Raw genomic sequence first — 25,660 nt, 5'->3', positions numbered from 1 at the left:
AGGCCGTGAAGCGCATCAATACGCCTTCCGCCGCAGTGATGCAGGGGACCTCACCATCTGCCATAATCGCCGGCTTTCCATCCACCTTGTCAGCCATCCTGGGGAGTTTCCGTGAGCCTGGCCATCTTCGACCTGGACAATACCCTGCTGTCGATCGACAGCGACCATGCCTGGGGCGAGTTCCTGCTCGAGCAGGGCGCCGTCGACCCGGTGGCCTACCGCGAGGCCAACGATCGTTTCCTGGCCGACTACGAAGCCGGCACTCTGGATATCCACGCCTTCCTAGAAGTCGCGCTCAGGCCCCTGGCCGAGAACAGCCCCGAGCAACTCGCCGCCTGGCACCAGCAGTTCATGGCCAGCAAGATCGAACCGCATATCCTGGACAAGGGCGAAGAGTTGCTGGCCCGCCACCGCTCCCGAGGCGACACCCTGCTGATCGTCACCGCCACCAATCGCTTCATTACCGGCCCCATCGCCGAGCGGCTGGGCGTCGACGACCTGATCGCGGTGGAACCCGAGATCGTCGACGGCCACTACACCGGCAAGGTGCGAGGCACGCCCAGCTACCGCGAGGGCAAGGTGAAGCGCCTGGAGGAGTGGCTGGCCGACAAGGACCAGACCCTCGATGAGGCCTGGTTCTACAGCGACTCCCACAATGACCTGCCGCTGCTGGAGATCGTCGAGTACCCGGTGGCCGTCGACCCCGACCCCAGCCTGCGCGAGGTGGCCGAGGCCCGTGGCTGGCGGATCATCAGCCTGCGCTGACCCGGCTGCGCCGGGAGCTGTACGCTATACGCCGTAAGCTGTAAGAAAAGCGATTCGCGCCTTGAGAACATGAAAACCCCGCTCAGGCATGGCCTGGCGGGGTTTTTCGTGTCTGGTCGGCGCCGCTACGCGGCGATTCGCCCGATAAATCGGGCTCCTACAACAGGAGCCCAAGACCAGCGGCGACGGGCGATCAGCCCAGCAGATGCTCGACCGCGGCGCGCTCTTCACGCAGCTCCTGCTCGGTGGCGTTCATCCGCTCACGGCTGAAGTCGTCGACGTCCAGACCCTGGACGATCTCGTACTTGCCGCCCTGACAGGTCACCGGGTAGGAGTAGATGATGCCCGGCTCGACGCCGTAGCTGCCGTCGGCGGGGATCGCCATGCTGACGATATTGCCGTCGGTGCCCAGCGCCCAGTCGCGCATATGGTCGATGGCGGAAGAGGCGGCAGAGGCGGCGGAGGAAGCACCGCGAGCCTTGATGATGGCCGCGCCGCGCTGCTGCACGTCGGGGATGAAGGTGTTCTCGTACCAGTCACGCTCGACCAGCTCGGCGGCGGGCTTGCCGTCCACCTTGCAGTGGGCGATATCGGGGTACTGGGTGGCACTGTGGTTGCCCCAGATGATCATGCTCTCGACGTCGTTGACGTGCTTGCCGGTCTTCTGGGCCAGCTGGGTCAGGGCGCGGTTGTGGTCCAGGCGAGTCATGGCGGTGAACTGTTTGGCATCCAGGTCCGGCGCGTTGCAGGAAGCGATCAGCGCGTTGGTGTTAGCCGGGTTGCCCACCACCAGCACCTTGACGTCGCGGCTGGCGTTGTCGTTCAAGGCCTTGCCCTGCACGGAGAAGATCGCCGCGTTGGCTTCCAGCAGGTCCTTGCGCTCCATGCCCGGGCCGCGCGGACGGGCACCCACCAGCAGGGCGAATTCGGCATCCTTGAACGCGACATTGGCATCGTCGGTGGCGACGATGTCCTGGACCAGCGGGAAGGCACAGTCGTTGAGCTCCATGACCACGCCGTTCAGGGCGTCCATGGCCGGGGTGATCTCGAGCAGCTGCAGGATGACCGGCTGGTCCTTGCCCAGCATGTCGCCAGAGGCGATGCGGAAGGCCAGGGAGTAACTGATCTGGCCGGCGGCGCCGGTAATGGCAATGCGAACGGGTTCTTTCATGGTGGCTCCTTGGGTTGTCAACGCGCGGGTTGTCGCCGTGAGGACGAGCCGGGCGGGCACCGGGCCCGCACTGGCCTGAAAACAAACCGCCAAGATGGTATGCCTGCACCGCACAAAACTCAATGCGACGTAGGGTGGGAGTGAGTGGTGCGACAAACGGCTGTATGAGAGCAGCTCCCGAGAATAGTATGCTGGCGCCTTCATGCCGCTGATGGATCACACCGCATGCCCCGCCGTCGCCTCCCCCCCTTCCCCGCCCTGCTGGCCATCGGGCTGGTCATCGCACTGCTCGCCTGGCTACTGCTGGGTGACATCCAGGGCTTTCGCGATGCCCCACCGGAGGCCCAGCCGGCCACCGAGGCCGACGCGCCGCGGGTCGAGGTGGAGAGCCGCGAGGCCGAGACCCATGCCCCCACCCTGATACTCCAGGGCGAGCTCGAGGCGCAACGCGAACTGGAGCTGCGCGCCCGCCAGTCCGGCCACGTGGAGGCACTGCCGGTGGCGGAAGGCAGCCGGGTCGAGGCGGGCGAGGTCATGCTGGCGCTGGCCCGTGAGGAGCTGCCCGCACGCCTGAGCCAGGCCGAGGATGACCTGGCACTGGCTCGGGCGGAGCTCGCCGGCGCCGAGTCACTGCTCAGTCGCAAGCTGATCTCACGCCCCGAATACCTGCGCCTGCAGGCCCAGGCGAGTCGTGCCACGGCCGAGCTCGCCGCGCTGCAGCGCCAGCTCGACGACACCCGCCTCGAGGCCCCCTTCCCCGGCACCCTGGATCGGCTCGATGTGGAGCTCGGCGAACTGGTGCAGGTGGGCGAGGCCTGGGGTCGACTGGTGGACGACTCGCGGCTCATTGCCGCGGCCTGGGCGCCCCAGCGCGACGCCCTGGACCTCGCCGCCGGTCTGCCCGCCGAGCTGCGCCTGCTGGACGGCTCGCGACTCTCCGGCGAGGTCAGCATGGTGGCCCGCCGCGCCGAGGAGGCGACTCGCAGCTTCCGGGTCGAGGTCAGCGCCGACAACCCCGAGGGGCGCCGCCTGGCCGGCGCCAGCGCCACCCTGGCGATCACCCTCCCCGAGCGCCGGGTCCATCGCCTCTCGCCTGCCCTGCTGGTGCTCGACCCCGATGGCGAGCTGGCGGTCAAGCACCTCGATGCCGACGACCGGGTGGTGCAGACCAGGGTCACCCTGGTCGATGCCGACCTCGAGACCGCCCGGGTGGCCGGTCTCCCCGACCCGGTGCGGCTGATCACCCTGGGGGCCGGCCTGGTGGAGGTCGGCGAGCGCGTCACGCCGGTGGCCCCCGACAGCCTCGAGCGCGACACCGACGCTGCCACCGCCGGCACGGGGGCTCGTTGAGATGCGCCAGTTGATCGCGGCCGCTCAGGAGCGCGCCCGCACCACCCTGCTGCTGCTGACCGCCCTGCTGCTGGCGGGCCTCGGCGCCTGGCAGGCGATCCCCAAGGAGGCCAATCCGGACGTCGCCATCCCCATGATCTACGTGGCGATGAGCCTGGAGGGGGTCAGCCCCGAAGATGGCGAGCGGCTGCTGGTGCGCCCCATGGAGCAGGAGCTGCGCAGCATCGAGGGGCTGCGCAAGATGACCGCCCAATCGAGCGAGGGCCACGCCTCCATCACCCTGGAGTTCGATGCCGGCTTCGATGCCGACCAGGCGCTCTCCGACGTGCGCGAGAAGGTCGATATTGCCAAGGCCGAGCTGCCCTCCGAAGCCGACGAACCGCGCGTCGTGGAGGTCAACGTCAGCGAGTTCCCGGTGCTCTCCATCGGCCTCTCCGGCAACGTGGAGGAGACCCAGCGGGTGGCCATCGCGCGACGCATCAAGGACGAGATCGAGGGCATCGCCGAGGTGCTGGAGGTGGATATCGGCGGCGACCGCGAGGAGCTGCTGGAGATCGTGGTCGACCCCCTGGTGCTCGAGAGCTACAGCATCGACTTCGCCACCCTGTTCAACCTGGTCAGCCGCAACAACCGCCTGGTGGCGGCCGGCAGCCTGGACAGCGGCGCGGGCCGCCTGGGCATGAAGGTGCCCGGGGTCATCGAGACCCTGGAGGATGTGATGGCCATGCCGGTGAAGGTGGACGGCGACCGGGTGGTGACCTTCGGCGACGTGGCGATCATCCGTCCCACCTTCAAGGACCCCGAGGGGTACGCGCGCATCGACGGCCAGCCGGCGCTGGTACTGGAGATCTCCAAGCGCGCCGGCGCCAATATCATCGCCACCGTGGAGCAGGTCCAGGCACTCTTCGACGAGGCCGCCGGCATGCTCCCCGAAGGGCTCAAGGTCACCACCATCACCGACCAGTCCGAGTTCGTCGAGGACATGCTCTCGGAGCTGCTCAACAACGTGGTCACCGCGGTGGTGCTGGTGCTGATCGTGATCCTGGCGGCCATGGGGGGGCGCAGCGCCCTGATGGTGGGGCTGACCATCCCCGGGGCCTTCCTCAGCGGCATCCTGATGATCTGGGCGGTGGGCTACACCCTCAATATCGTGGTGCTGTTCGCGCTGATCCTGGTGGCCGGCATGCTGGTGGACGGTGCCATCGTGGTCAGCGAACTGGCCGACCGCCACCTGCACCAGGGCATGGCGCCGCGGGAGGCGTGGCTGGAGGCGGCGACCCGCATGAGCTGGCCGGTGATCGCCTCCACCGCCACCACCCTGGCGGTATTCGTGCCGCTGCTGTTCTGGCCGGGCATGGTGGGCGAGTTCATGAAGTACCTGCCGGCCACGGTGATCCTCTGCCTGCTCGCCTCGCTGGCCATGGCGCTGGTCTTCCTGCCCACCCTGGGCAGCGTGTTCGGCGCTCGCGCGGCCTCTGCGGGCTCGGCGCCGGTGGACGCCACGGCCGGCGGCCGGCTCTATCGCACGGCGCTGTCACGGCTGCTCGCTCACCCGGCACTGACCCTGCTGTTCGCGGTGCTGCTGATGGCGCTGATCTACACCGCCTATGCGCGCTTCAACCACGGCGTGGAGTTCTTCCCCAGCGTGGAGCCCGACACCGCCCAGGTGATGGTGCGCACCCGCGGTGACTTCTCCATCGAGGAGAAGGACGCCATGGTGCGCCGGGTCGAGGCGAGGCTGGGCGGAATGAGCGAGGTCGAGGCGCTCTATGCGCGCTCCTTCGCCAACCCCAACGAGCAGCTCGGCGCCGACGTCATCGGCGTGCTGCAGTTCCAGCTGATCGACTGGCACCGGCGCCGGCCGCTGACCGGCATCTTCGACGAGATGCGCCAGCGGACCGCCGACCTGCCCGGCCTGACCCTGGAGTTCCGAAAGCAGCAGATGGGGCCCGGCGAGGGCAAGCCGATCGTGCTGGAGATCGGTGGCCGGACGCCAGTGATCGCCGACCAGGCGGTGGACCGGCTGCGCGAGCTGATGGAGGAGCTGGGGGGCTTCCGCGATATCGAGGACAACCGCAGCCTGCCCGGGGTGGAGTGGCGGATCATCGTCGACCGCGAGGCGGCGGCCCGCTTCGGTACCGATGTGACCAGCGTGGGCAGCGCGGTCCAGCTGCTGACCACCGGTGTCCAGGTGGCCAGCTATCGCCCCGAGGGGGTCGACGACGAGGTGGATATCCGGGTGCGCCTGCCCGAAGGCGACCGCACCCTGGACCAGCTGGGCCGGCTTAGCCTCAACACCTCCCGGGGACAGGTACCGCTATCGCACTTCGTGTCGGTGGAACCGGCCCCCAAGGTCGGCACCCTGCACCGCATCGATGGCCGCCGTGCCATTACCCTGGAGGCCGACGTGACCAGCGACGCCAGCGCCGACGAGCGGCTGCGCGCCCTGCTCGAGGCCGCCGGCGAGCCCCCCGAGGGCGTGCAGCTGAGCGTGGCCGGCGAGCAGGAGGACCAGCAGGAGGCGAGCCGCTTCCTGGCCGGCGCCTTCATGGTGGCCATCGGGCTGATGGCGCTGATCCTGGTGACCCAGTTCAACAGCTTCTACCAGGCGGGGCTGGTGCTCTCGGCGATCGTCTTCTCCACCGCGGGGGTGCTGCTGGGGCTGCTGGCCAATGCCCAGCCCTTCGGCATCGTGATGGTGGGGATGGGCATCATCGCCCTGGCGGGGATCGTGGTGAACAACAATATCGTGCTGATCGACACCTACAACGAACTGCGCGGGGAGGGGCTCAGCCCCTTCGAGGCGGCCCTGGAGGCGGGCAGCCTGCGTCTGCGGCCGGTGCTGCTTACCGCGGTGACCACGGTGCTGGGCCTCACGCCCATGGTGCTGGGGATCAACGTCGACCTGCTCGCCCCCAGCCTGGGGATCGGCGCCCCCTCCACCCAGTGGTGGACCCAGCTCTCCAGCGCCATCGCCGGCGGACTGACCTTCGCCACCGGTCTGACGCTGCTGCTGACGCCCTGCATGCTGGTGCTGGAACCCAAGTGGAAAAAGCCTGAATCCAAGCAGTAGGAGGGAGACTGCGTCTCGCGTCTGGAGGCCGAAGGCCTCCCGGCGGCAATCGCTGAGATTTATCCAGAGTCCGACACAGCGGGGTTGGACCGTGTAATCGCGCGATCAATCGCGCTCCTACGAGGTACGGCTGGCGGCTTCCGCACGGGCCGCATCCGGCGCGTGGCGGGCATGGATGCGCCCGATCAGCTGATCTTCCAGGGAGAAGCGTTCGGTGAGGCCGTGGGCCAGGCGCTCCAGCCACGCAGGCAGGCGGGCGAGGTGCTGGCGCACGCGGCCGGGGCTGGCGTACTCGGCATCGAAGTCGAGCACCAGTTCGGTGGACATCTCCAGGCGCTCCAGCAGGCGGTCGGCCAGGGTCAGAGCCGATTCATCCTCGAAGGCGCGGGCCTCCTCGCGCAGCTGGGGGTAGACCTCGAAGTGGCCGGCGCTGATGTAGTCCATCAGCAGTTCGCTGAAGCCATCGATGCGCTCCTTGGTCACCGCTTCCAGCTCGGCGTCACAGGCCTCCTTGAGCTCGACGAAGTTGACCAGCAGCTCGCGGCGCTCATCCAGCCAACGATCGATCAGCTTGTGTACACCGCCCCAGCGCTCCAGCGCGCTCTTGCAATCTTCCAGCATGGGGGCCTCCATTCGTTTGGTCGAGCAAGCTCGCGGGTACCGAGGGCGTCCAGCGCCCGGCCGGGTGAGCCTCAGAGTCGCGCTACCATCGACGGCTGTCAATCCTGCGACCGCAAACGTGGAGAACCCATGGCGTCAAGAGGACCATCGCGGCCTTTTCGATTGCCTGGCGCCGGCGTTTACTTGGTAGTCTATGTCGACGCCAACAATACCAAGCCACTGCTTAACAACAACACTCCCGAGGTTCTCCATGAAACAGCTTGCTCGCCTGGGTCTCGGCCTGCTCCTCGCCGGCGGCCTTGCCACCGCCCACGCCGAAGAGGTGAAGATCGGCATGATCACCACCCTCTCCGGGGGTGGCTCCCACCTGGGTATCGATGTGCGCGACGCCTTCCTGCTGGCCATCGAGCAGTCGGGGCGTGACGATATCGAGGTGCTGGTGCAGGACGATGCCCGCAAGCCCGATCTGGCGCGCAACCTGGCCAACGAGTTCATGCAGCGCGATGACGTGGACATCATGACCGGCATCATCTGGTCCAACCTGGCCATGGCCGTGGTGCCCTCGGTGGTGCGCCAGGGGACCTTCTACCTCTCCCCCAACGCCGGGCCCTCGGACCTCGCCGGGCGCATGTGCCACGAGAACTACTTCAACGTCGCCTACCAGAACGATAACCTGCACGGCGCCATGGGCGCCTGGATGCGCGAGCAGGGCTACGAGAACCCCATCATCATGGCCCCCAACTACCCGGCGGGGACCGATGCCCTGGCCGGCTTCAAGCACCTCTACGAGGGCGAGGTGGCAGGCGAGCTCTACACCCAGATGGGCCAGACCGACTACGCCGCCGAGATCGCCCAGATCCGCGCCAGCGATGCCGACAGCCTGTTCTTCTTCCTGCCCGGCGGCATGGGCATCTCCTTCATGAAGCAGTGGCAGAACGCGGGCGTGGAGATGCCGGTGTTCGGTGCCGCCTTCTCCTTCGACGAGATCCTGATCAAGGCGGTGGGCGAGGCCGCCATCGGCGCCAGGAACACCTCGCTGTGGGCCTACGACCTCGACAACGCCACCAATCATGCCTTCGTCGAGAGCTTCCGCGAGGCCTATGGCCGCACGCCGACCCTGTATGCCGCCCAGGGCTTCGATACTGCCAACCTGATCCTCTCCGCCCTGGAGAAGGCCCACCCCGACGACCAGGACGCCTTCCGCGAGGCGCTGCGCGAGGCGGACTTCGACTCGGTGCGCGGCGAGTTCCGCTTCGGCCCCAACCAGCACCCCATCCAGGACATCTATGTCCGCGAGGTGGTCGCAGGCGAGGATGGCGAGCCCACCAACCGCCTGCTCGGCATCGCCGTGGAAGATATCCAGGACATCTACCACGTCGACTGCAAGATGTAAGAGGTGAGCGCCGCTGCGCGGCTGGTGAGGGGTGAGCGCGCTTCGCGCTTGTGAGGGGTAACTCCTCACTCCTCACTCCTCACTCCTCACGCCTAACCACTCACCACTCACGGATTTCAGCGCTTGTCAGCCACCCTGCTTCTCGAACAACTGATCAACGGCCTGCAGCTGGGCACCATGCTGTTCCTGATGGCCAGCGGCCTGACCCTGGTGTTCGGAGTCATGGGGCTGATCAACCTGGCCCACGGCTCCTTTTTCATGGTGGGGGCCTACCTCACCGCCGCGGTGACCGCCGCCAGCGGTTCCTTCCTGCTGGGCGTTTCGGCGGGCCTGCTGGGCGCCGCCGCGGTGGGTGCCGTGGTGGAGCTGGTGGTGATCCGTCGCCTCTACCACCGCCCGCACCTTGACCAGGTGCTGGCTACCTTTGCGCTGATCCTGATCTTCTCCGAGGGGACCCGCTGGCTGTTCGGCTCCTCGCCGCTGTGGCTGAACACGCCGCCGTGGCTGTCGGGCTTCGTCACCCTGCCCGGCGACGCCCGCTACCCGCTCTACCGCCTGGTGATCATCGGTGTGGGCATCAGCGTGGCGATCGGCCTCTACCTGCTGATCTCGCGGACCCGGCTGGGCATGCGCGTGCGCGCCGGGGAGAGCGACCGCGAGATGATCGGCGCCCTGGGCATCGACATCTCGCGCCTCTACACCGCGGTGTTCGCGCTGGGCGCAGGGCTGGCCGGCCTGGCCGGGGCCATGGTCGGCGCGCTGCAGTCGGTGCAGGTAGGCATGGGCGAGCCGGTGCTGATCCTGGCCTTCGTGGTGATCGTGATCGGCGGCATCGGCTCCATCAAGGGGGCGCTGTTCGGCGCCCTGCTGGTCGGCGTGGTGGATACCCTGGGTCGGGTCTTCCTGCCGCTGTTCTTCCGCGGCTTCCTGCCGCCTTCCGAGGCCACCGACGTGGGTGCCGCCCTGGCCTCGATGCTGATCTATATCCTCATGGCCGTGATCTTGGCCTTCAAGCCCAAGGGACTCTTCGCCGTCAATGACTGACCAGACGCCTTCCGGCACCCTCCCCGGCGACCTGCCCGCCCGTCCACCGCGCCGCCTCGGCCGCCGGGGCACGGTGCAGCTCGTCATGCTCGCCCTGCTGCTGGTGCTGCCGGTGGCCGCCGACTTGCTGGGGCACCCCTACTACGTGACGCTCGCCTCGCGGCTGACGCTGATCGCCATGGCCGCGGTAGGCCTCAACCTGGCGCTGGGCTACGGCGGCATGGTCAGCTTCGGCCACGCCGCCTACTTCGGCCTGGGCGGCTATGTGGCCGGCATCGGCGCCTACCACGCCTTCGACGCCACCGCCTTCATGGGCATGTTTCCCGGCAGCGACAACCTGCTGGTGCTGTGGCCCATCGCGATGCTGGCCTGCGGCCTGCTGGCGCTGCTGATCGGTGCCGTCTCGCTGCGCACCAGCGGGGTCTACTTCATCATGATCACCCTGGCCTTCGCCCAGATGGTCTACTACTTCGCCAACTCCTGGCCCACCTACGGTGGCCAGGATGGCCTGCCGATCTACATTCGCAACCAGCTGCCGGGCCTGGATACCCAGGACCCGCTGACCTTCTTCCTGATCTGCTTCGCCGGTCTGGTGCTGGCCATGGCGCTCACTTCGCGGCTGATGGGCTCGCGCTTCGGCGCGGCGCTGACCATGGCGCGACTCAACGACACCCGCCTGGCCACCGCCGGCATCACCCCCTACCCGGTGCGCCTGGTGAGCTTCGTCATCTCGGCGATGATCACGGGCCTTGCCGGTGCGCTGTATGCCGACCTCAACGGCTTCGTCAGCCCCAGCATGCTGAGCTGGCACATGTCCGGCGAGCTGATGGTGATCGTCATCCTCGGCGGCGTGGGCCGCCTATACGGGCCCCTGGCCGGGGCCGTGCTGTATATCAGCATGGAGACCCTGCTCGGCGGGCTGACCGAGTACTGGCAGCTGTTCCTGGGGCTTACGCTGCTCGGCGTGGTGCTGTTCGCCCGCCACGGCGTGATGGGCTGGCTGGCGGGGAGGGAGCCCCATGGCTGAGGCGGTGCTGGCCCTGGAGGGGCTCCACAAGCGCTTCGGCGCCCTGACGGCGACCGACGACGTCTCGCTGACCCTGAGGCCCGGCGAGATCCATGCCCTGATCGGCCCCAACGGCGCCGGCAAGTCGACGCTGATCGCGCAGATCGCCGGCAGCCTGCGTCCCGACGCCGGACGCATCCTGCTCGGCGGCGAGGAGATCACCGGGTTGAGCGTCGCCGCCCGCGCCCGTCGCGGGCTGGGCCGCAGCTTCCAGGTCTCGTCGCTGGCCGAGCCGCTGCCGGCGATCCGCAACGTGATGATCGGTGTCCAGGCCCAGGCCGGCCACAGCTTCCGCTTCTGGAAGCCGGCGGAGCGCGACCCGCGCCTGATCGAACCGGCGCTGGCGGCGCTTGCGCGCATGGGACTCGCCCACCGCGCCTGGACGCCGGTGGCGGAGCTCTCCCACGGTGAACGCCGCGCGCTGGAGGTGGCCTGCGCCCTGGCGATGAAGCCTCGTGCTTTGCTCCTCGACGAGCCCATGGCCGGTCTCGGCCCCGAGGGCTCGGCGCGACTCACCGAGCTGCTCGAGTCGTTGCGGCTCGAGGTGCCGATCCTGCTGATCGAGCACGACATGCAGGCGGTGTTCCGGCTGGCCGAGCGCATCTCGGTGCTGGTCGCCGGCCGGGTCATCGCCCACGGCGATGGCGACACCATCCGTCGCGACCCGCAGGTTCGCGACGCCTACCTGGGAGAGTGACCGTCATGCTCAAGGTGGAAGCCATCGAGACACGCTACGGTCCGGCCCAGGCCCTGTTCGGGGTGGACCTGGCGGTGGAGGCGGGCCAGATGGTGGCGCTGATGGGACGCAACGGCATGGGCAAGACCACCACCATCCGCTCGATCTTCGGCCTCACCCCGCCCCACGCCGGGCGCATCACCTTCGAGGGGCGCGAGCTGCGCGGCCTGGCGCCCCACCGCATCGCCCGCCTGGGGCTGGGCCTGGTGCCGGAGGGGCGACGCTGCTTCCCCAACCTGACGGTGCGGGAGAACCTGCTGGTGGCCGCCCGCGCCGGCGAGTGGACGCTGCAGCGGGTCGAGGCGCTCTTCCCGCGCCTGGGGGAGCGCGACCGCCAGGCCGCGGCGACCCTCTCCGGTGGCGAACAGCAGATGCTCGCCATCGGCCGGGCGCTGATGACCAACCCGCGGCTGCTGGTGCTCGACGAGGCCACCGAGGGGCTGGCACCGGTGATCCGTCAGGAGATCTGGCAGGCGATCGGCCGCCTCAAAGGCCAGGGCCAGGCGATCCTGATTGTCGACAAGAGCCTCTCGGAGCTGCTGCCCCTGGCCGACCGCTGCGTGCTGCTGGAGAAGGGCCGCAGCGCCTGGGCGGGCCCCGCCGAGGCGCTCACCGAGTCGCTGCGCGACCGCTATCTGGGGGTGTGAAACCAACTGGCCCAAAGGAGACCCGCCTTGTGGGAGCTCGATTTATCGGCGATTTTGGTGCCACCTTCATCGCGAATAAATTCTGCTCCCACAAGCAACCTTCCATGGCAGCCCCCTCTAAGTGGCTACCCGCACCGTGGGAGCCCGATTTATCGGCGATTTTGGTGCCACCTTCATCGCGAATAAATTCTGCTCCCACATGGAAGCTTCCATGGCAGCCCCCTCTAAGTGGCAGCCCCCTCTAACCTCTAAGTGGCAGCCCGCACCGTGGGAGCCTGATTTATCGGCGATGGAAGTCGCCCCTCAGGCATGGAAACCCTTGACCGTCGCGGCCAGGGGTCCACCATCGAGATAGTGCTCGAGGATCGAGAAGTGGTCATCGCCGGGCAGCACGGCCTGCTCGACCGCGATGCCCTGCTCGCCCAGGTGGGTGGCGTAGTCCGTCATCTGTCGGGTGAACTCGCCGGACTCCTCACCACCCGCCACCAGGCTCACTTTCGCCGCTACTTGGCAGGGCAGGAAGGCCGGACTGAACTCGGCGACGTCGCGTCCGTCCAGCCGCAGCTTGGGCTGTAGCCATGACCAGGGAAACGGCCCGAGGTCATACAAACCACTGACGCATAACGCTCCCCTGATCAGGTCGTTGGGCAGGCCATAGTCGCCTTCCCAGTCGGTGGCCAACAACATCGCACACAGGTGCCCGCCGGCGGAGTGGCCAGAGACGCTGATGCTGGCCGGGTCGCAGCCCTCCTCGGCGGCGTGGCGATACGCCCAGGCCAAGGCGGCGCGGGCCTGACGCACGATCTCGGCGAAGCGCACCGCCGGGCAGAGCGCATAGTTGACCACCCCCACCGAGATCCCTGCGGCCACCAGGTCGTCGACGATGAAACCGAACTCCCGGTGGCCCAGCGAACGCCAGTAGCCGCCGTGGAAGAAGAGGTGCAACGGCGCGCGCTCGCCCTCCTTGCGATCCTCGGCGTGATAGAGGTCGAGACGCTCGGCCAGGCTGGGCCCGTAGGGCACGTCGAGGGAAACGCGATGGCGGGCTCGGGCGGCGTCGCTGCGGGCCCGCCAGTCGGCCACCAGCGCCGCCGGGTCGCGACCGATCATGGGATCGTAGGCGCGGTCGATGGCTTCCTGGGTGGCGAAGTCGCGGTAGAGCATGGCAATCCTCGACGGCAGTTCAGCGCTCGCGGAAGGCCGAGAGCAGCATGCCCAGCGGTGCCAGGGCCAGCACGATGAAGCCCACCAGGGTCCAGCCCGGCAGCGTGATGCCCAGGAACAGGAAGTCGATCTCGGCGCACTCTCCGGAGCCGGAGAGCACCATGTTCACCACCTCCTGCAGCGGCAGGATATCCAGCATGTAGTCGAGACCCGGGCCACAGCTGGGTACCTCGTCGGCGGGCAGCGACTGCAGCCACAGGTGGCGGCTCACCACGCCGATGCCGCCACCCACCGCAGCCAGGCCAAGCACGCCGTAGAGTGCCGCCCCGAGGCGACCGGCGGGGTTGTGGATGGCCGCCAGGGCGAACACCACACCGGCACTTATCACCGCCACGCGCTGGAAGATGCACAGCGGGCAGGGTTCGAGACCGACGATATGCTCGAGTCCCAGGGCTACCACCATCATCAGGACACAGAAGGCCAGGCCGGCGAGGCTCCACTGGCGCACCGAGAGACGGGCCAGGGCGCTCACTGGCTGACCCCATCGGTAACACGGGATTCCCGGGCACGGGCGAAGTAGTCGCTCAGGAAATCGGCGAAGGAGACGCGATCGGCGGCCTCGATCTCCGCCTGCTGTCGATGGGAGGTCTCCACCAGCTCGTCGAACATCCCTTCGCGACCGGGGTCCATCGGCTCCTGGCGCAGCCGTTCGGCCTGCTCCCGGGCGATGCCCAGCATGGCATCCGACAACTCCTCACCACGCTCCTGCAGGCGCGCCAGCAGCTGGCCGGAGGGAGTCAACGCCGGGTCCTCCAGCCGCGGCAGCATGGCGGCCACGGCATCGGCATGGGGCGTGCCCTCCTCCAGGCGGTCGAGAAGCTCGGCCACCCGACGCATCTCGCCGAGGATCTCGCCGCCCCAGTCGGCGACGCTGCGCGGCGTGCCGGCGTGGCACAGGCGCAGCTCGGGATCACGGCCGCGCTCCACCACCAGGCGCCGGTTGTCGTCGAGGGTGTCGCACTCGGCATCGGGGATCCAGGGGCTCTCGGACAGCAGGCACCACATCACGAAGGTGTCGATGAAGTGGATCTGGGACGCGTCCACGCCCAGGGTCAGCAGCGGATTGAGGTCGAGACAGCGCACCTCGATATACTCCACCCCGCGGGCCTCCAGGGCCTGGCTGGGAGTCTCGTCGTGACGGGCCACCCGCTTGGGCCGGATATCGCTGTAGTACTCGTTCTCGATCTGCAGGATGTTGGCGTTGAGCTGGCGCCACTCGCCGTCCTCGTTGACGCCCAGCGCCTCATAGGCGGGCCACGGCGTGGAGATGGCGTGGCGCAGGGTGTTGACGTAGTTGGAGAGCGAGTTGAAGCAGATCTTGAGCTGCTCCTGCACCTTGTTCTGGTAGCCGAGGTCCGACATGCGCAGGCTGGTGGCGTAGCGCGAGATCAGTGTCTCCTCGCCGTGGGCCTCGAGCTTGTCGGGGATTCTGCCGTCGGGCAGGAAGCTGCGGTCGATGGCCGGCGAGGCGCCAAACAGGTAGAGCAGCAGCCAGCTGTGGCGACGGAAGTTGCGGATCAGGCCGAAGTAGCGCGCCGAGCGATAGTCGTTCAACGGCGTGGCCTGTTCGCCATCGAGGTCACGCAGCAGCGTCCACAGGTCGTCGGGCAGCGAGACGTTGTAATGCACCCCGGCGATGGCCTGCATGATGCGCCCGTAGCGCACATCGAGCCCCTGGCGATAGACCCGCTTCATGGTACCCACGTTGGAGCTGCCATAGTCGGCGATGGGGATGCTGTCGTTGCCGTCGAGGCGTGCCGGCATGCTGCCCGGCCAGATCAGCTCATCGCCCAGGTAGCGATAACTGAAGCGGTGCAGGTCGCCGAGGAACTCCAGGGCGTCGGCGGGCCGACAGGTGACCGGCGTGATGTACTCCAGCAGCGCCTCGGAGTAGTCGGTGGTGATATGCGGATGGGTCAGCTTGGAGCCCAGCGCATGGGGATGCAGCGTCTGGGCGACGCGCCCCTCGCGGTCGACGCGCAGCCCCTCCTTCTCGAGGCCGCGACGCAGTCGGCTGAACTCTCCCCGGCGGGCAGGACCCTCCAGGCGTTCGATGAGGGTAGCGAATGAGTCGGACAAGATAACACCCCTGCTGGTGGTTACGGCGCCGAGGCGGCGCGCCTCGCTGATAGTGAGACGGGCGCCCTGGCGGCGCCCGTAGAAGGCCTGATTGTATCAGCCTTTCTGCTTGGCCTTGAGCAGGGCCGCCCCCAGGGCGCCCATCTGCCCGCCCTGGCTGGCATCGCTGCCGCGCCCGGCGCCCTTGCGCGGGGCCTTGCCGCCGCGGGCCTGGCGCTCGCCACCATTCCCTTCACGTCGGCGCCGAGGCTTGTCGCCCTCCTCGCCCGGCTGGTCGTCGAGGCGCATGGAAAGGCCGATGCGCGCACGCTCCAGGTCGACACTCATCACCTTGACCCTGACGATATCGCCGGCCTTGACCACCGAGCGCGGGTCCTCGACGAACTTGTCGGAAAGCGCCGAGATATGCACAAGGCCGTCCTGGTGCACGCCGATATCGACGAAGGCACCGAAGTGGGTGACGTTGGTGACGCTGCCCTCGAGCACCATGCCCGGCTCCAGGTCCTTGAGGGTCTCGACCCCCTCGCGGAACTCGGCGGCCTTGAACTCGGGGCGCGGGTCGCGGCCCGGCTTGTCGAGCTCGACCAGGATATCGGTGATCGTGGGCACCCCGAAGCGCTCGTCGGCGAACTCGGCGGGCTTGACCGCCTTGAGAGTGGCGCTGTCGCCGATCAGGCTGGAAAGCGCTCGGCCACTCCTCTCCGCGATGCGCTCCACCAAGGGGTAGGCCTCGGGGTGCACGGCGCTGGCGTCGAGCGGGTTGTCGCCGTTCATGATGCGCAGGAAGCCCGCGCACTGCTCGAAAGTCTTGGGGCCCAGGCGACTGACTTCGAGCAGCTGCCGGCGACTGGCGAAGGGTCCCTCGGCGTTGCGCCGCGCGACGATGGCCTCGGCCAGCGCCGGCGAGAGGCCCGCCACCCGCGAGAGCAGCGCGCTGGAGGCGGTGTTGAGATCGACACCGATGGCGTTCACGCAGTCCTCGATCACCGCCTCCAGGCTGCGCGACAGCTGCACCTGGGAGACGTCGTGCTGGTACTGGCCCACGCCGATGGATTTGGGTTCGATCTTGACCAGCTCGGCCAGCGGGTCCTGCAGGCGGCGGGCGATGGAAACCGCGCCGCGGATGGTGACATCGAGGTCGGGCAGCTCGCGGGAAGCATACTCCGAGGCGGAGTAGACCGAGGCACCGGCCTCGCTGACCATCACCTTGGAGAGCGAGCGCTTGCCGGGGCCTGCTTGTGAAGAGCATAGCTTGACCAGATCGCCGGCGAGCTTGTCGGTCTCACGACTGGCGGTGCCGTTGCCCACGGCGATCAGTGCCACGTCGTGCTTCTCCACCAGCCTGGCCAATTCGGCCAGCGAGGCGTCCCAGGCGTTGCGCGGGGCGTGGGGATAGATGGTGGCGTGCTCGAGGAACTGGCCGGTGGCGTCGACCACGGCAACCTTGCAGCCGGTGCGCAGGCCCGGGTCGATGGCAAGCGTCGCCTTCTGCCCCGCCGGGGCGGCCAGCAGCAGGTCCTTGAGGTTGGCGGCGAAGACCTCGATGGCCGCAAGCTCGGCGGACTCGCGCAGCCGGCCCAGCAGTTCGGTCTCGAGATGGGTATAGAGCTTGACCCGCCAGGTCCAGCGCACCACATCGCGCAGCCACTTGTCCGCGGCGCGCCCCTCGTCATGGACCTCAAAGTGTCGGGCGATGGCCACCTGGGCGGGATGGATCGGCGCCTCTTCCTCGCCGGGCAGGCGGATGGCCAGGGTCAGCACACCCTCGTTACGGCCGCGGAACATGGCGAGCGCGCGATGCGACGGCGCCTTGGCGAGCTTCTCATCGTGCTCGAAGTAGTCGGAGAACTTGGCGCCCTCGGCCTCCTTGCCCGGAACCACCCGGGCGCTGAGCTCACCCTCGCTCCACAGCCGCTCGCGCAACCGCCCTACCAGCTCGGCATCCTCGGCGAAGCGCTCCATCAGGATCTGGCGCGCACCATCCAGGGCCGCCTTGGCGTCCTCGATGGCGGGGATATCACCTTCCGCGGGGCGCAGATAGTTGGCCGCCTCGGCCTCGGGGTCCAGGGTGGGGTCGGCCAGCAGGGCGTCGGCCAGGGGCTCGAGGCCCGCTTCCCGGGCGATCTGGGCCTTGGTGCGGCGCTTCTTCTTGTAGGGCAGATAGAGGTCTTCCAGGCGCTGCTTGGTGTCGGCGGCCTGAATCAGCCCCTTGAGCTCATCGCTGAGCTTGCCCTGCTCGTCGATGGCGGCGAGCACCGCCTCGCGGCGCTCCTCCAGCTCGCGCAGGTAACCCAGGCGCTCATGGAGGTTGCGCAGCTGGGTATCGTCGAGCCCACCGGTCACCTCCTTGCGGTAGCGGGCGATGAAGGGCACGGTCGCCCCGCCGTCGAGCAGCTCCACCGTGGCCGTGACCTGCTGCGGGCGAACGGAAAGCTCCTCGGCGAGGCGCGTGATGATGCGGTTGGTGGCGTCCATGTAACCCCTTCACTGATGCTCGAAAAACGATCGCGACAAGGTATCACAAACGCCGGGGCTAGCCACGCGCGGCGGGTGCCGCCGGGAAAGAGGCAACTTTAGTCCAAGCGTTCGCTTGGTTCTTGGACAGGAAGGGGGGAGTCTGGCTAGAGTTTCTAGCCTCATCACCTTCTACACAATGCATCAACAACACGAAGGGACAGCACATGCCGACATCATCGAGCTCACCGGCGCTGGAGCGCTTCCTCGCCGCCCGCGACTTCCTGCAGGCCAACCGCGAGGACTACGACACCGCCTATCGCGACTTCCGCTGGCCGACGTTCAGCGAGTTCAACTGGGCTCTGGACTACTTCGATGTCATGGCCCGGGACAATGACGCCCCGGCGCTGTGGATCGTCGAGGAGGATGGCCGGGAGGCGCGGCTCAGCTTCGCCGAGATGGCGCGGCGCTCCAACCAGGCCGCCAACTGGCTGCGCTCCCTGGGCGTGGCCCGGGGCGACCGGGTGCTGCTGATGCTGGGCAACGAGGTGCCACTGTGGGAGGTGATGCTGGCCTCCATCAAGCTCGGCGCGGTGATCATCCCCGCCACCACCCTGCTGACCCCGGAGGACCTCGAGGATCGCATCACCCGCGGCCAGGTCCGCCACCTGGTGATCGGCCATGAGCACCTGGAGAAGTTTGCCGGCCGAAAGGACACTCTGACGCGCATCGCCGTGGGCGGGGCCGCCGAAGGCTGGCACGACTTCGCCAAATCCCATGACGCCAGCGACGACTTCACCCCCGACGGGCCGACCCCCGCCGACGACCCCATGCTGCTCTACTTCACCTCGGGCACCACCTCCCAGCCCAAGCTGGTCACCCATACTCACCAGTCCTACCCGGTGGGACACCTCTCCACCCTCTACTGGATCGGCCTGCAGAAGGGGGACCGCCACCTCAACATCAGCTCCCCGGGCTGGGCCAAGCACGCCTGGAGCTGCTTCTTCGCCCCCTGGAACGCCGGCGCCTGCGTCTTTCTCTACAACTATTCGCGCTTCGACGCCGCCGCCCTGCTGAAGGTGCTGACGGACTACGAGATCACCACCCTCTGCGCGCCGCCCACGGTATGGAGACTGCTGATCCAGCAGGACCTGGCCTCCCACCGGGTCGCCCTGCGCGAGGCGGTGGCCGCCGGCGAACCCCTCAACCCCGAGGTGATCGAGCAGGTGCGCCGCGCCTGGGGCATCACCATCCGCGACGGCTTCGGCCAGACCGAGACCACTGCCCAGATCGGCAACTCCCCGGGCCAGCCGCTCAAGGCGGGCTCCATGGGGCGCCCGCTGCCCGGCTACCGGGTGGCGATGCTCGACGCCGAAGGCAAGCCGGCCGCAGAGGGAGAAGTCGCACTGGCGCTGGGCGAGGAGCGCCCCGCCGGCCTGATGGTGGGCTATGCCAACGACCCGGAACGCACGGCGGCCGCCATGCAGGGCGGCTATTACCGCACCGGCGACGTGGCGAGCGTGGATGAACAGGGCTACATCACCTACGTGGGCCGGGCCGACGATGTCTTCAAGGCATCCGACTACCGCATCAGCCCCTTCGAGCTCGAGAGCGTACTGATCGAGCACCCCGCGGTGGGCGAGGCGGCCATCGTGCCCAGCCCCGACCCGGTGCGCAGCTCGGTGCCCAAGGCCTATGTCATTCCCGCCGCCGGCTACGAGCCCAGCGCCGAACTGGCCCGGGATATCCTCGCCTTCGCCCGTGAGCGACTGGCGCCCTACAAGCGCATCCGCCGGCTGGAGTTCGCCGACCTGCCCAAGACCATCTCGGGCAAGATCCGCCGGGTGGAGCTGCGCCAGGCCGAGGTACACAAGGCCAGCGATGAGCGCGGCGAGCTGGAGTTCCGGGAGGAGGATTTCCCCGACCTGAAGGAATGAAACAACAGGCGCCGGATAAGGTGGCGTACCTCCCGCCTCGCAGGCGCCCGATTTATCGGCGATGCAGAACCCAATCGCCGGATGCATCCGGCTCCTACATGGAGGTTTTCGGCCACCCGACGCGCAGGGGCCCGATTTATCGGCCGATGGAATGGGGCCGACGCCACCTCACCCAACGAAAGAACCCGGCACCGCCTAGGCGGTGCCGGGTTCTTTCATGCAAGCCAGGGGTCCCGCGAGGGACCCGAGTGCTGCGCTCAGGTCAGGCTGGGGCCCGCCTTGACGATCGCATCGCTGACGCCGTCGAACTTCTTGAAGTTGTCGACGAACTTGGCGGCCAGCTCCTGACACTGACGGTCGTAGGCGTCCTTGTCTTCCCAGGTCTCGCGCGGGTTGAGCAGGCTGGAGTCGACGCCCGGCACCGCGGTGGGCACGTCGAGGTTGAGGCCATCGAGGCGATGGGTCTCGACCTCACGCAGCATGCCGGACTGAATGGCACTGATGATGGCGCGGGTAGTCGGGATGGAGAAGCGTGCACCGCCCTCGCCGTAGGCGCCGCCGGTCCAGCCGGTGTTGACCAGGTAGACCTGGGCATCCTTCTCTTCCACGCGCTTGATCAGCAGGTCGGCGTACTCGCGCGCCGGACGCGGGAAGAACGGCGCACCGAAGCAGGTAGAGAAGGTGGCGGCCAGGCCCTCGGAGGAGCCCATCTCGGTGGAGCCCACCTTGGCGGTGTAGCCGGAGAGGAAGTGGTAGGCCGCGGCCTCCTTGGAGAGCACGGACACCGGGGGCAGCACACCGGACATGTCACAGGTCAGGAAGACGATGGCGTTGGGCTCGCCGGCGCGGTTCTCGGGAACGCGCTTCTCGACGTGCTCCAGCGGATAGGCAGCGCGCGAGTTCTGGGTCAGGCTGTCATCGGCGTAGTCCGGCTCGCGACGGTCGTCGAGGACCACGTTCTCCAGCACGGTACCGAACTTGATGGCGTTCCAGATGACCGGCTCGTTCTTCTCGGAGAGGTCGATGCACTTGGCGTAGCAGCCGCCCTCGATGTTGAAGACGGTGCCCGGGCCCCAGGCATGCTCGTCGTCACCGATCAGGTAGCGCGCCTGGTCGGCGGAGAGGGTGGTCTTGCCGGTGCCGGAGAGGCCGAAGAACAGGCAGGTCTCGCCATCCTCACCGACGTTGGCGGAGCAGTGCATCGGCAGCACGTCGAATTCCGGCAGCAGGAAGTTCTGTACCGAGAACATCGCCTTCTTCATCTCGCCGGCGTAGCGCATGCCGGCGATCAGCACCTTCCTCTCGGCGAAGTTGATGATCACGGTGCCGTCGGAGTTGGTGCCGTCGCGAGCCGGGTCACACTCGAAGCCGGCGGCATTGAGGATGGTCCACTCCTCCTTGGCGGAGGGGTTGTAGGCCTCGGGGCGCACGAACATGGTGCGGCCGAACAGGTTCTGCCAGGCGGTCTCGGTCTGCACGCGCACAGGCAGGTAGTACTCCGGGTCACTTCCCACGTGCAGCTCGGAGACATAATGCTCGCGGCTCTGCAGGTAATCCTCGACACGCCCCCAGAGCGCACCGAACTTCTCGGCGTCGAAAGGACGGTTGACGCTGCCCCAGTCGATCTTGGCGCTGGTGGTCGGCTCGTCGACGATGAAGCGATCCTTGGGCGAGCGACCGGTGCGGACGCCGGTGCTCACCACCAGAGCGCCATTGGCTGCCAGGCGGCCTTCGCCGCTGGCCACTGATCGCTCGATCAGTTCGGCGCTGCTGAGGTTGACGTGGGCGTGGGAAGCTTGGGGTGTGGTCATGTCGATTCCTGGGCCGTGGGCCGATTCTCTCGTGTGCCTGGCGTCGCCGGAGACGCGAAAAGCCGGGGGTAGCATGGCGATCGGGCCCTGCGGCTGGCTGCCTGTGGACCATGATCGCGCCTGAAAGCGGCGCCATTATGGCAAAAAGGACGAGGGCGGGGAACGCCATTTTTGGGCGAAATTCATGTAGTTTTTCTACAACATGCGCGAAATTCGCCACGCGTTCACTTGTGCACCGCAAAAAGGATGCGCCGGCAAGGCATGCCGGACGCCAGCCTCGTCATCAGTGCAGGGTCGCCGGTGGCTCGCTGGCGCCGGCCAGCAACGCCTCGACCTCCTCCTCGGAGAAGGCGTAGCGAGTGTGGCAGAAGTGGCACTGCGTCTCGATGCCGCCCTGCTCCGCGACCACGTCGCGCAGTTCCTCGGCACCCAGCGTCACCAGGGCATCGGCGATGCGCTCCCGGGAACAGGTACAACCGAACCGCAGCGCCTTGGGCGGGAAGATGCGCACCGTCTCCTCGTGATAGAGGCGCTGGAGAAGCGCCTCGGGGGCCAGGCCCAGCAGCTCCTCCTGCTTGACGGTCGCCGCCAGGTGCACGCTGCGCTCCCAGGCGTCGAGATCCTGGTTCTGCGACTCGTCAGGCATGCGCTGCAGCAGCAGGCCTCCGGCGCGCAGACCATCGGCGGCAAGCCACAGTCGGGTGGGCAGCTGCTCGGACTGGGCGAAGTAGTCGGCCAGGCAGTCGGCCAAGCTATCGCGGTCCAGGGCGACGATGCCCTGGTAGCGGTGACCCTCGCGGGGGTCCAGGGTGATCATGATCTGCCCCTCGCCCACCAGCTCGCGGAAGCCGGCATTCTCGTCGGGGATCGCCGCGTCCTCGGCCATGCGGGCGATGGCACGCAGCTCGCCGCCGGGGTTGGACTCGGCCATCAGCAGGGCCAGGGCGCCGTTGCCGCGCACCTCGATGCTCAGGGTGCCATCGAGCTTGACGGTGTCGGTGAGCAGGGCCACCGCGGCGAGCAGTTCGCCGAGCAGGTGATTCACCGCGGGGGGATAGGCGTGGCGATCGAGGACCTCGGCATAGGCCTGCTCGAGGGTGACGAGCTCGCCGCGCACGTTGGTGTTGTCGAACAGGAAGCGCTGGATCTGGTCGGTCATGGGTCTCGTATCTGGATATGAAGTTGGGCGCATTCTAGCAAAAAAACGTTCGCAGCTTTTCCGGCGGCAGGCCTCCGACGCTTCTCACTTCACTGGGAAGCATTGTCCTTTATTCCCTTCCCCGGCAGGGGCTCGCGGTCGTGGGGGCGCGAAAGCTCGAGGATGGGGCCGTGGGGCACGATCCGTGTGGGATTGATGGTGTCGTGGCTGTAATAGTAGTGGCGCTTGATATGGTCGAAGTCCACGGTCTCCTTCACCCCCGGCCACTGGTAGAGCTCGCGCAGGTAGTTCGAGAGGTTCGGGTAGTCCTCGATGCGCCGCAGGTTGCACTTGAAGTGGCCGTGATAGACGGCATCGAAGCGCACCAGGGTGGTGAACAGGCGAATATCCGCCTCGGTGAGCCACTCGCCGGCCAGGTAGCGGTGCTCGGCCAGGCGTGCCTCCATGCGGTCCAGCGCCTCGAACAGCGCCACCACATGCTTCTCGTAGACCGCCTGCTCGGTGGCGAAGCCGGACTTGTAGACGCCGTTGTTGATGTGGTCATAGACATCGGCGTTGACCGCATCGATGGTCTCGCGCAGCTCCTCGGGATAGAAGTCCAGGCGGTTGCCGGTCAGGTCGTCGAAGGCGCCATTGAACATGCGCAGCAGCTCGGCGGACTCGTTGTTGACGATGCGTCCCTGCACCTTGTCCCACAGCGCCGGTACCGTGACTCGGCCGGTGTAGTGCGGGTCGGTGAGGGTGTAGAGCTCTCGATGATAGGCCACGCCATTGACGGGATCGCCACTCGAGCCCTCGGCCTGATCATAGGTCCAGCCCTGGTCGAGCATCAGCGGGCTGACATGAGAGAGGCCGACAAGGTCCTCCAGCCCCTTGAGCCTGCGCATGATCATGACGCGGTGCGCCCAGGGACAGGCCAGGGAGACATAGAGGTGGTAACGCCCCGCTTCGGCGGGCAGCCCCGGCTGGCCGTCGGGTCCCTCGCTGCCGTCGCGGGTCACCCAGTCGCGCAGCTTGGCGGACTCGCGCACGAACTCGCCGCCGTGCTTGTCGGTGTCGTACCACTGGTCGTGCCACTTGCCGTCGATCAACAGGCCCATGGAAATCCTCCTCTGGTGGGCGGCCTTCGCCGCGATGGGTCACTCCCCCCAGAGTAAGACGAAACTATCGATGCTTCAGCGCATATTCTGGGCGCTTTCATTCGATAGCATCGAATTCCACCCTGCCAGTGCCACGCTGCGCCTCACTGGTCAGGGCACCGACCAGGAAGCGTGTTGCCGGGCCCGCGCGGTCGCGGTCGCGATGGATCAGCTGCACGGGAATCTCACGGATACCCCCGGCGGTGAGCGGCAGCGGCTGGAGGCGTCCGGTATCGAGTGCCTGGCGAATCCGCGTCTCCGGCAGCCAGGCGAAGCCGAGGCCGCGCTCCAGCATATCGATGGAAGTCTCCAGGTGGCTCAGGGTCCAGCGCTGCTCGGCCTTGAGCCATCCCGCATCCATGGATTGCCGCAACGCCGAGTCGCGCACCACCAGTTGGCGGTGCTGCACCAGGTCCCGCAGGTCCAGCGGCCGCCCCAGACGATGCAGGGGGTGGTCGGGATGGGCAACCGCCACGAAGCGCACGGTGGCCAGCGGCTCGCCCAGGAACCCCTGGGCGGAAAGGCCCGAGATCACCAGGTCGGCCCTGCCGTCGTAGAGCATCTCGATGCCGCCGTTGAGCACCGTCTCGTGAAGCTGTACCCGCACATGGGGATAGGCCGCCGAGAAGGTGGCCAGGGCGCGGGCCAGGGCGTCGGGGGGAAACACCTGGTCCACCGCCAGCACCACTTCGGCCTCGAGGCCCTCGGCGAGGCTGCCGGCCACCTCCTCAAGGGCCGCCGCGCTCTCGATCAGCTGCCGTGCACGGCGCAGCAGCATCTCGCCCGCTTCGGTCAGGCGCACCTGGCGGCCTGCCGGCTCCAGAACACGCACCCCGAGCTGCTCCTCCAGCTTGTGCACCGCATGATTGAGAGTGGAGGGACTCTTGTGGATCGCCTCGGCGGCACGCGCGAAACCACCGTGATCGACGACCGCCGCCAACATCTGCCACTGGGCCAGGGTAACGCGGGACATTTCGACCCCCTCGAATATTTAAAGCGAAACTATGCGCTTAAGTTTCGAAAAAACCGACCTAAAATACCAGCCATGACCCGACAGATCACAAGGCAATCACCATGAGCGCATCACAACTCCGCCAAGTCCAGCAGCTGCAGCCGAGCCGCCCCAGCCAGGACGGTGACGGCGTCAAGATTCGCCGGATCCACGACTTCGGCGGCGGCCTGGACCCCTTCCTGATGCTCGATGAGCTGGGCTCCGAGCGCCCCGACGACTATATCGGCGGCTTCCCGCCGCATCCTCACCGCGGCATGCAGACGCTGACCTATGTACTCCACGGTGGCCTGACCCACGAGGACCACCTGGGACACTCCAGCACCATTCGCGCCGGCGACGCCCAGTGGATGCACACCGGCCGCGGCATTATCCACTCGGAGATGCCACTCACCGACAGCCAGGGCCTGCACGCCTTCCAGCTGTGGATCAACCTGGCCGCCAGCGAGAAGATGAGCGCCCCCACCTACCGCGACGTGCGCGCCGTCGAGATGCCGCAGCTCGTCGAGGGCGATAGTCGGCTGGTCGCCCTGGGTGGCCACTGGCGGCGCGACGATGGCGAGGCCGTCGATGGGCCGCTGGATGCACTGGCCGGCCGGGGAGGCGTGGCCCATGTCCACCTGGGGGCGGGAGGCGACATGGCACTGCAGGCCGATGCCCCGATCCTGCTGGTCTATGTGTTCGCAGGCGAGCTCGACATCGGCGAGACTCGGGTACCGGCCGGCCAGTTGGCGCGGCTGGGCTCGGGCAGCCGTCTCGCGTTGACCAGCGCCGAGGGCGCCGACGCCCTGCTGCTGACGGGCATCCCCCACGGCGAGCCCATCGCTCACTACGGCCCCTTCGTGATGAACCACCAGCACGAACTGGAGCAGGCGCTGCGTGACTATCGCGACGGCCACTTCGCCGAAGGCATGGCCTGAGCGGCACCCCGGGACGTATTGGCCGGGGGTTGCAATCCCCGGCCGACTTCGTTCCAATGCAT

The 25,660-nt window shown here is 67.7% G+C and carries 20 protein-coding genes; 10 read left to right on the top strand and 10 right to left on the bottom strand.

Annotated elements, in window-relative coordinates:
- Positions 1-111: 111 nt before the first annotated feature.
- Positions 112-765 (top strand): histidinol-phosphatase, encoded by a 654-nt coding sequence (locus tag GRB96_RS06715; protein WP_161431414.1) that lies wholly within the window; start codon positions 112-114, stop codon positions 763-765.
- A gap of 193 nt (positions 766-958) precedes the next feature.
- Here GRB96_RS06715 and GRB96_RS06710 read toward each other — a convergent pair whose 3' ends face one another.
- Entirely contained in the window at positions 959-1,936 is a 978-nt protein-coding gene (locus GRB96_RS06710) for a malate dehydrogenase (protein WP_161431413.1), read from the bottom strand.
- Positions 1,937-2,161: 225 nt separating this feature from the next.
- Between GRB96_RS06710 and GRB96_RS06705 the strand changes: the two genes are divergently transcribed.
- Both GRB96_RS06705 and GRB96_RS06700 read left to right on the top strand, forming a co-directional pair.
- Complete coding sequence (locus GRB96_RS06705) at positions 2,162-3,286, top strand: efflux RND transporter periplasmic adaptor subunit (RefSeq protein ID WP_161431412.1); 1,125 nt, start codon at positions 2,162-2,164, stop codon at positions 3,284-3,286.
- A 1-nt stretch (position 3,287) separates the two neighbouring features.
- Positions 3,288-6,359 (top strand): efflux RND transporter permease subunit, encoded by a 3,072-nt coding sequence (locus GRB96_RS06700; RefSeq protein ID WP_161431411.1) that lies wholly within the window; start codon positions 3,288-3,290, stop codon positions 6,357-6,359.
- A gap of 117 nt (positions 6,360-6,476) precedes the next feature.
- On the opposite strand, the gene rsd is transcribed toward GRB96_RS06700, so the two are convergent.
- Positions 6,477-6,980 (bottom strand): sigma D regulator, encoded by a 504-nt coding sequence (rsd, locus tag GRB96_RS06695; RefSeq protein WP_161431410.1) that lies wholly within the window; start codon positions 6,978-6,980, stop codon positions 6,477-6,479.
- A 250-nt stretch (positions 6,981-7,230) separates the two neighbouring features.
- Between rsd and GRB96_RS06690 the strand changes: the two genes are divergently transcribed.
- From GRB96_RS06690 to GRB96_RS06670, 5 genes are all read left to right on the top strand, one after another.
- A complete protein-coding gene (locus tag GRB96_RS06690) occupies positions 7,231-8,373 on the top strand; it encodes an ABC transporter substrate-binding protein (RefSeq protein ID WP_161431409.1) in 1,143 nt (380 codons plus the stop codon).
- A 123-nt stretch (positions 8,374-8,496) separates the two neighbouring features.
- A complete protein-coding gene (locus tag GRB96_RS06685; protein WP_161431408.1) occupies positions 8,497-9,417 on the top strand; it encodes a branched-chain amino acid ABC transporter permease in 921 nt (306 codons plus the stop codon).
- An 85-nt stretch (positions 9,418-9,502) separates the two neighbouring features.
- Positions 9,503-10,444 carry a branched-chain amino acid ABC transporter permease gene (locus GRB96_RS06680; protein ID WP_240894231.1) on the top strand — a complete coding sequence of 314 codons (942 nt, stop codon included), beginning with the start codon at positions 9,503-9,505 and terminating at the stop codon, positions 10,442-10,444.
- Positions 10,437-11,180 carry an ABC transporter ATP-binding protein gene (locus tag GRB96_RS06675; protein ID WP_161431406.1) on the top strand — a complete coding sequence of 248 codons (744 nt, stop codon included), beginning with the start codon at positions 10,437-10,439 and terminating at the stop codon, positions 11,178-11,180. The genes GRB96_RS06680 and GRB96_RS06675 overlap by 8 nt, the downstream gene beginning before the upstream one ends.
- Positions 11,181-11,185: 5 nt before the next feature.
- Positions 11,186-11,866 carry an ABC transporter ATP-binding protein gene (locus GRB96_RS06670; RefSeq protein WP_161431405.1) on the top strand — a complete coding sequence of 227 codons (681 nt, stop codon included), beginning with the start codon at positions 11,186-11,188 and terminating at the stop codon, positions 11,864-11,866.
- Positions 11,867-12,169: 303 nt separating this feature from the next.
- On the opposite strand, the gene GRB96_RS06665 is transcribed toward GRB96_RS06670, so the two are convergent.
- The 4 genes from GRB96_RS06665 to GRB96_RS06650 all read right to left on the bottom strand — a co-directional run bounded on the left by GRB96_RS06665 (position 12,170) and on the right by GRB96_RS06650 (position 17,644).
- Complete coding sequence (locus GRB96_RS06665) at positions 12,170-13,030, bottom strand: alpha/beta hydrolase (RefSeq protein ID WP_161431404.1); 861 nt, start codon at positions 13,028-13,030, stop codon at positions 12,170-12,172.
- Between the two features lie 19 nt (positions 13,031-13,049).
- Entirely contained in the window at positions 13,050-13,553 is a 504-nt protein-coding gene (locus GRB96_RS06660; RefSeq protein WP_161433038.1) for a disulfide bond formation protein B, read from the bottom strand.
- 5 nt (positions 13,554-13,558) lie between these two features.
- Positions 13,559-15,169, bottom strand: a complete 1,611-nt coding sequence (gene gshA / locus GRB96_RS06655; protein ID WP_161431403.1) for a glutamate--cysteine ligase — start codon at positions 15,167-15,169, stop codon at positions 13,559-13,561.
- A 96-nt stretch (positions 15,170-15,265) separates the two neighbouring features.
- Positions 15,266-17,644: a Tex family protein gene (locus GRB96_RS06650; protein WP_161431402.1), complete on the bottom strand. Its 2,379-nt coding sequence runs from the start codon at positions 17,642-17,644 to the stop codon at positions 15,266-15,268.
- 206 nt (positions 17,645-17,850) lie between these two features.
- Between GRB96_RS06650 and GRB96_RS06645 the strand changes: the two genes are divergently transcribed.
- The gene (locus GRB96_RS06645; protein WP_161431401.1) at positions 17,851-19,560 is read left to right on the top strand and encodes an AMP-binding protein; all 1,710 of its coding nucleotides are present in this window, start codon (positions 17,851-17,853) and stop codon (positions 19,558-19,560) included.
- A 257-nt stretch (positions 19,561-19,817) separates the two neighbouring features.
- Here GRB96_RS06645 and GRB96_RS06640 read toward each other — a convergent pair whose 3' ends face one another.
- The 4 genes from GRB96_RS06640 to GRB96_RS06625 all read right to left on the bottom strand — a co-directional run bounded on the left by GRB96_RS06640 (position 19,818) and on the right by GRB96_RS06625 (position 24,642).
- The gene (locus GRB96_RS06640; protein WP_161431400.1) at positions 19,818-21,371 is read right to left on the bottom strand and encodes a phosphoenolpyruvate carboxykinase; all 1,554 of its coding nucleotides are present in this window, start codon (positions 21,369-21,371) and stop codon (positions 19,818-19,820) included.
- Between the two features lie 283 nt (positions 21,372-21,654).
- A complete protein-coding gene (gene hslO, locus GRB96_RS06635; RefSeq protein ID WP_161431399.1) occupies positions 21,655-22,530 on the bottom strand; it encodes an Hsp33 family molecular chaperone HslO in 876 nt (291 codons plus the stop codon).
- Between the two features lie 89 nt (positions 22,531-22,619).
- Positions 22,620-23,630: a glutathione S-transferase family protein gene (locus GRB96_RS06630; protein ID WP_161431398.1), complete on the bottom strand. Its 1,011-nt coding sequence runs from the start codon at positions 23,628-23,630 to the stop codon at positions 22,620-22,622.
- Between the two features lie 97 nt (positions 23,631-23,727).
- On the bottom strand, positions 23,728-24,642 hold the full coding sequence (locus GRB96_RS06625) for a LysR family transcriptional regulator (RefSeq protein ID WP_161431397.1): 915 nt from the start codon (positions 24,640-24,642) through the stop codon (positions 23,728-23,730).
- A gap of 101 nt (positions 24,643-24,743) precedes the next feature.
- Between GRB96_RS06625 and GRB96_RS06620 the strand changes: the two genes are divergently transcribed.
- Complete coding sequence (locus GRB96_RS06620; RefSeq protein ID WP_161431396.1) at positions 24,744-25,598, top strand: pirin family protein; 855 nt, start codon at positions 24,744-24,746, stop codon at positions 25,596-25,598.
- Positions 25,599-25,660 lie beyond the last annotated feature (62 nt).

This window comes from Halomonas alimentaria, assembly GCF_009902005.1.
Lineage (GTDB): Bacteria > Pseudomonadota > Gammaproteobacteria > Pseudomonadales > Halomonadaceae > Halomonas > Halomonas alimentaria.
The sequence above is the reverse complement of the archived record's forward strand: the minus strand, read 5'-3'. Positions and strand labels throughout refer to the sequence as shown.

What these genes read in the sequence shown, in the direction of transcription:
- GRB96_RS06630 (WP_161431398.1), bottom strand. Translation starts at nt 23,630, where the DNA reads ATGGGCCTGTTGATCGACGGCAAGTGGCACGACCAGTGGTACGACACC.
- hslO (WP_161431399.1), bottom strand. Translation starts at nt 22,530, where the DNA reads ATGACCGACCAGATCCAGCGCTTCCTGTTCGACAACACCAACGTGCGC.
- GRB96_RS06665 (WP_161431404.1), bottom strand. Translation starts at nt 13,030, where the DNA reads ATGCTCTACCGCGACTTCGCCACCCAGGAAGCCATCGACCGCGCCTAC.
- GRB96_RS06675 (WP_161431406.1), top strand. Translation starts at nt 10,437, where the DNA reads ATGGCTGAGGCGGTGCTGGCCCTGGAGGGGCTCCACAAGCGCTTCGGC.
- GRB96_RS06650 (WP_161431402.1), bottom strand. Translation starts at nt 17,644, where the DNA reads ATGGACGCCACCAACCGCATCATCACGCGCCTCGCCGAGGAGCTTTCC.
- GRB96_RS06640 (WP_161431400.1), bottom strand. Translation starts at nt 21,371, where the DNA reads ATGACCACACCCCAAGCTTCCCACGCCCACGTCAACCTCAGCAGCGCC.
- GRB96_RS06625 (WP_161431397.1), bottom strand. Translation starts at nt 24,642, where the DNA reads ATGTCCCGCGTTACCCTGGCCCAGTGGCAGATGTTGGCGGCGGTCGTC.
- GRB96_RS06705 (WP_161431412.1), top strand. Translation starts at nt 2,162, where the DNA reads ATGCCCCGCCGTCGCCTCCCCCCCTTCCCCGCCCTGCTGGCCATCGGG.
- GRB96_RS06710 (WP_161431413.1), bottom strand. Translation starts at nt 1,936, where the DNA reads ATGAAAGAACCCGTTCGCATTGCCATTACCGGCGCCGCCGGCCAGATC.
- GRB96_RS06690 (WP_161431409.1), top strand. Translation starts at nt 7,231, where the DNA reads ATGAAACAGCTTGCTCGCCTGGGTCTCGGCCTGCTCCTCGCCGGCGGC.
- GRB96_RS06700 (WP_161431411.1), top strand. Translation starts at nt 3,288, where the DNA reads ATGCGCCAGTTGATCGCGGCCGCTCAGGAGCGCGCCCGCACCACCCTG.
- GRB96_RS06680 (WP_240894231.1), top strand. Translation starts at nt 9,503, where the DNA reads ATGCTCGCCCTGCTGCTGGTGCTGCCGGTGGCCGCCGACTTGCTGGGG.
- GRB96_RS06645 (WP_161431401.1), top strand. Translation starts at nt 17,851, where the DNA reads ATGCCGACATCATCGAGCTCACCGGCGCTGGAGCGCTTCCTCGCCGCC.
- GRB96_RS06670 (WP_161431405.1), top strand. Translation starts at nt 11,186, where the DNA reads ATGCTCAAGGTGGAAGCCATCGAGACACGCTACGGTCCGGCCCAGGCC.
- rsd (WP_161431410.1), bottom strand. Translation starts at nt 6,980, where the DNA reads ATGCTGGAAGATTGCAAGAGCGCGCTGGAGCGCTGGGGCGGTGTACAC.
- GRB96_RS06620 (WP_161431396.1), top strand. Translation starts at nt 24,744, where the DNA reads ATGAGCGCATCACAACTCCGCCAAGTCCAGCAGCTGCAGCCGAGCCGC.